General features: G+C 33.4%; 3 protein-coding genes and 2 pseudogenes. 4 read left to right on the top strand and 1 reads right to left on the bottom strand.

Going from position 1 to position 3738, the window contains the following annotated elements; genetic code table 11:
- From RT445_RS08165 to RT445_RS08155, 3 genes and pseudogenes are all read left to right on the top strand, one after another.
- Positions 1-314: pseudogene (locus tag RT445_RS08165) on the top strand (DUF4179 domain-containing protein); the annotation flags it as partial.
- A gap of 268 nt (positions 315-582) precedes the next feature.
- Positions 583-1125: an RNA polymerase sigma factor gene (locus tag RT445_RS08160; RefSeq protein ID WP_274793154.1), complete on the top strand. Its 543-nt coding sequence runs from the start codon at positions 583-585 to the stop codon at positions 1123-1125.
- On the top strand, positions 1115-2278 hold the full coding sequence (locus RT445_RS08155; protein ID WP_274793155.1) for an anti-sigma factor family protein: 1164 nt from the start codon (positions 1115-1117) through the stop codon (positions 2276-2278). The genes RT445_RS08160 and RT445_RS08155 overlap by 11 nt, the downstream gene beginning before the upstream one ends.
- Before the next feature lie 68 nt (positions 2279-2346).
- On the opposite strand, the pseudogene RT445_RS08150 reads toward RT445_RS08155, so the two are convergent.
- Positions 2347-2837: pseudogene (locus RT445_RS08150) on the bottom strand (PaaI family thioesterase).
- Positions 2838-3097: 260 nt separating this feature from the next.
- On the opposite strand from RT445_RS08150, the gene RT445_RS08145 reads away from it, so the two are divergent.
- On the top strand, positions 3098-3583 hold the full coding sequence (locus RT445_RS08145) for a GyrI-like domain-containing protein (protein ID WP_274793157.1): 486 nt from the start codon (positions 3098-3100) through the stop codon (positions 3581-3583).
- The last annotated feature ends 155 nt before the right edge of the window (positions 3584-3738 follow it).

Below are 3738 nucleotides of genomic sequence, written 5' to 3'. Positions count from 1 at the left end.
TTGTTGAAGTTGATTTTAGCACAAAAGAAATACTCACAAAGCCTACGTATTTTAATGAAGACCTTTCCGCAGCGCAGCAAAGTGTATCAGTTAAGATTAATAAGGATAATAAAGGCAAATTTTTAATGTTCTCTGATGCCATAAAAGAAGATGGTACGCCGTTAGAAATTAAAGGTGTGACAATTTCAAGAGACGAACAGTACGTAATGGAGACGACCCAATTTGAAGACTATACTGGGAAGGCAAAAATATATTTAAACTATTACACCAATCCTATCGGGAACAATATTGAAGTAAACATTCCATTACAATAAAGTGCGGCTATTTAATAAGAAGAACATTTTAAACTTATGTCTTACTATAATCAGAGAAGTTTTTTCTGACCAATTACTCTCAATTATAATAATTTGTCTAAAGGTTCTTGTCCAAAAATAAAGACAAGAATCCTTTAGACATTTTTTATTTCTTCTATTGTTTTGTTTATAGAATAATCAATAGCTAAACTCAAAATCTGCAAAAATAAAGGGAAATTTTGAGAGGAAATGAAAATTTTTTCGTTATAGTAGTAGGGAGGTGATACAAATGGAGATGGATGAAGTCATTACACGAGTTAAAAATGGTGAAAGTCATCATTTTGCACATATTGTAAAACATTATGAGCAGAAAATTTTTACTACAGTCATCAGAATAGTAAAAAATCGTGCTGCAGCTGAAGATATCGTTCAAGATATTTTTATAAAAGTTTTTTATAGCCTACATAAATATAAAAAAATAGGCTCCTTTAATGCCTCGCTATACCGAATTGTAGTCAATAATTGTTTCGATTATTTACGGATTCAAAAGATACAAACGATGCAAATCGACAGTAATGTAATGGATAATCGTTATCCGGAAAAAGTATTGTTGCTACACGAAAGAAATGAGCAGTTAGAAAAGCTTTTACAACAATTGGATGAAACAGAGTACATGGTATTGTTACTGAAATATGTAAATGAGCTAAGCTATGATGAAATAAGTGAAGTGCTTCAGATTTCTTTAAATGATGTTCGTAACAAGCTACACAGAAGTAAGAGAAAACTTAGGTCCATCACAATGACAAAAGGAGGTTATTTTTATGAAATGTGAACCAATTTTGTTAGAAGATTATGTAGAAGGTTTTTTAGATGAGGATGAACAAAAGAAAATAGAAGATTATTTACAATTCTGTAAAAATTGTCAATGTGAATATGAGCAACTATTAAATGAGCAAAACATCTTATTTGCACAGCTTAATATACCTAAAATAACAAGTAGCAAAGAGGATGCTATTATGCACCATATTTACACTGATACAAAGCGGAAAAAATCCTGGTATACTTTAAAAATTTCTGTAATCAGTGTTGCCGTTATTATACTTAGTTTTACGTTTTATTATTGGCACCGTCCACCGATTGAAGTCACACAACAAGTGGATGAGCCAACACAATTAGTAGAAACGAGTAGTAGTGAGCAAGAAGAACATTTAGATAGTAAGCAAGTCTTAAATTACAATGAGCCATTCCTAGATGTTTCTATTGATAAAGTTGTCGAGAATGGGGAAAACATCGATATTCATTATCGAGTTAAATTTAAAGAACAGTATCAGAGAGATCAAGATAATGTATATAAGCAACTTTTAAATAAATATCAAGATATAGAAGTGGCCAACTCACATAAAGTGGATGAAGCACAAGACGACTTTTTCGGAAGTGTAAAATCAAATGTTCGATTTTCCATACGAGATAAAGAAGGGCAATTAATTATCACTACTAAACGAATAGATGGAGAACAACCAATGATTTCAAACTTTTCAGCTAGTGGTGGCGGCACAGCTATATTGGGTGAAATGATTTATACGACATCTGTCCCGAAGTATACTAACCCTGCTACGTTTGAAGTACTTCAAATGGAAGCATTTGTGTTCGATTTATTTGAGACAGAAGTAGATACTGCACATATACAGCCATTTCAATTTAATAATGCTACTTACACCATTGATTCATTAGAAATCAAACAACGTACACTTTATATAGCGATCTCTACAGAGGGAGAGCCTGAGATGCTGGCATCTGATTGGCATCTGGCGATTGATAATCGTTTAATTGGTTATAATTCTGCCTCTTCAGATTACATTAACAATCGTACGGTTTATAAATTACAGTTTGAGAATTTCGAACAAATCCCAGCTAATTTAAAGCTAGTGCCATCAACTGTAATAATCAAAAAACAAATTGATCCAATCGTATTTGATTTACACTAAAAAAGCCCACATAAATACAAGTTAACCTTCCATAGGTTAACTTGTTTAGCTAATCATAATCACAACTGTTAATCATTCTTTTTTTGAAATGTACTAGGCATGACGACAAGAACTACTGTACCTCGAGCACAGAGCGTATCTTCAGCGTACACTTCTGTTTCAACCTTCCATCGTTTCGGATGAATTTCTTCAACAGTACCAATTGCTTTTAATGGGACGTGTTGCGGAGTCGGTTTTAGGAAATCTACATTCAGGTTAGCCGTTACAAATCTTGGTGGCTCTGCTCCATCACCAATTTCATGTCCATTTTTACGATGCAACGCAAGCGCAGCAGACCCTGATCCATGGCAATCAATTAAAGATGCAAGTAAACCACCATATAAAAAACCAGGAATACCCATGTATTTTGATTCAGGTGTAAAGATGGTAACTGTCTTATCTCCTTGCCAACCAGTTCGAAGGTGATGACCATCCTTATTCAGGCGACCACACCCATAACACCAAGCGAAATCGTCTGGATAATATCTTGTATTGCTTTTTCTACTATGAATTCTTCCATTCTACTTCCTCCTCAATACTAGTAGTCTTCAACATAAGTTTTCTAAGGAGCGTTATTATAAAAGTAGTTTAAGTATAACGATAATATTTCAACTATTCAATTAATAAAAAGAAAGGATTTCAATTATTGGCACATCACGTTTTAAGAAAATTAAATATATCTGTCTTTGAAATAAATGCAATCACCAGCCATTTTATATTGTGTCATTTCGCTATTTTTGAAATAATTGTTATTACTTAGGGGAAAGGGAGGTAGATAACTTGAGTTATCAAATTATAACATTACCAGCCTATCGGGCAGTAGGATTAAAATGGGAGGGAACGTTCTCTGAAATTGTACCTCATTTAAAAAATATCATTCAACAAGTTCAAGACCGTGCCGATGAGCTAGAGAATAGGGTGAATCCTACTATTCAATTAGGTTTGTCTTATCATGTAATTGACAATGGATTCACACATTACGCGGTGTATGAAGTGAGTGAGGAGCAGGAAATTCCTGAGGGAATGATTGAAATATCGGTTCCTGAATGGACGTATGTGAAGACAACACATAACAAAGGAGAAGATATTCAAAAAACCTATACGGACTTACATCAATGGTTAGTTGATAGCGACTATACCGCATATAGAGAAGCTGGTGTAGATTACTCTGATCCTTACATGCCGATTAAGCATGAACATTATCCAGTTGATCAAGATCCGAACGATCCACATTTTGATATTTATATACCGATTGTAAAAAAATAGTGTTTTCTTAAATACAATCAGGCTCATAAAAAAGAATCCGTTTTGATTAATTTTCTATCAGAACGGATTCCTTTTATTATTTAATAAAGAACACGCCATAAATAAAAGGTAGCGTATGATTCCCAGTTTTTCCATGGACACGATAATTCTACTAT

The organism is Lysinibacillus sp. (genome assembly GCF_032093475.1).
GTDB classification, from domain to species: Bacteria; Bacillota; Bacilli; order Bacillales_A; family Planococcaceae; genus Lysinibacillus; species Lysinibacillus irui.
The sequence above is the reverse complement of the archived record's forward strand: the minus strand, read 5'-3'. Positions and strand labels throughout refer to the sequence as shown.

Coding starts and splice junctions, on each gene's coding strand:
- RT445_RS08160 (WP_274793154.1), top strand. CDS start 583: ATGGAGATGGATGAAGTCATTACACGAGTTAAAAATGGTGAAAGTCAT.
- RT445_RS08155 (WP_274793155.1), top strand. CDS start 1,115: ATGAAATGTGAACCAATTTTGTTAGAAGATTATGTAGAAGGTTTTTTA.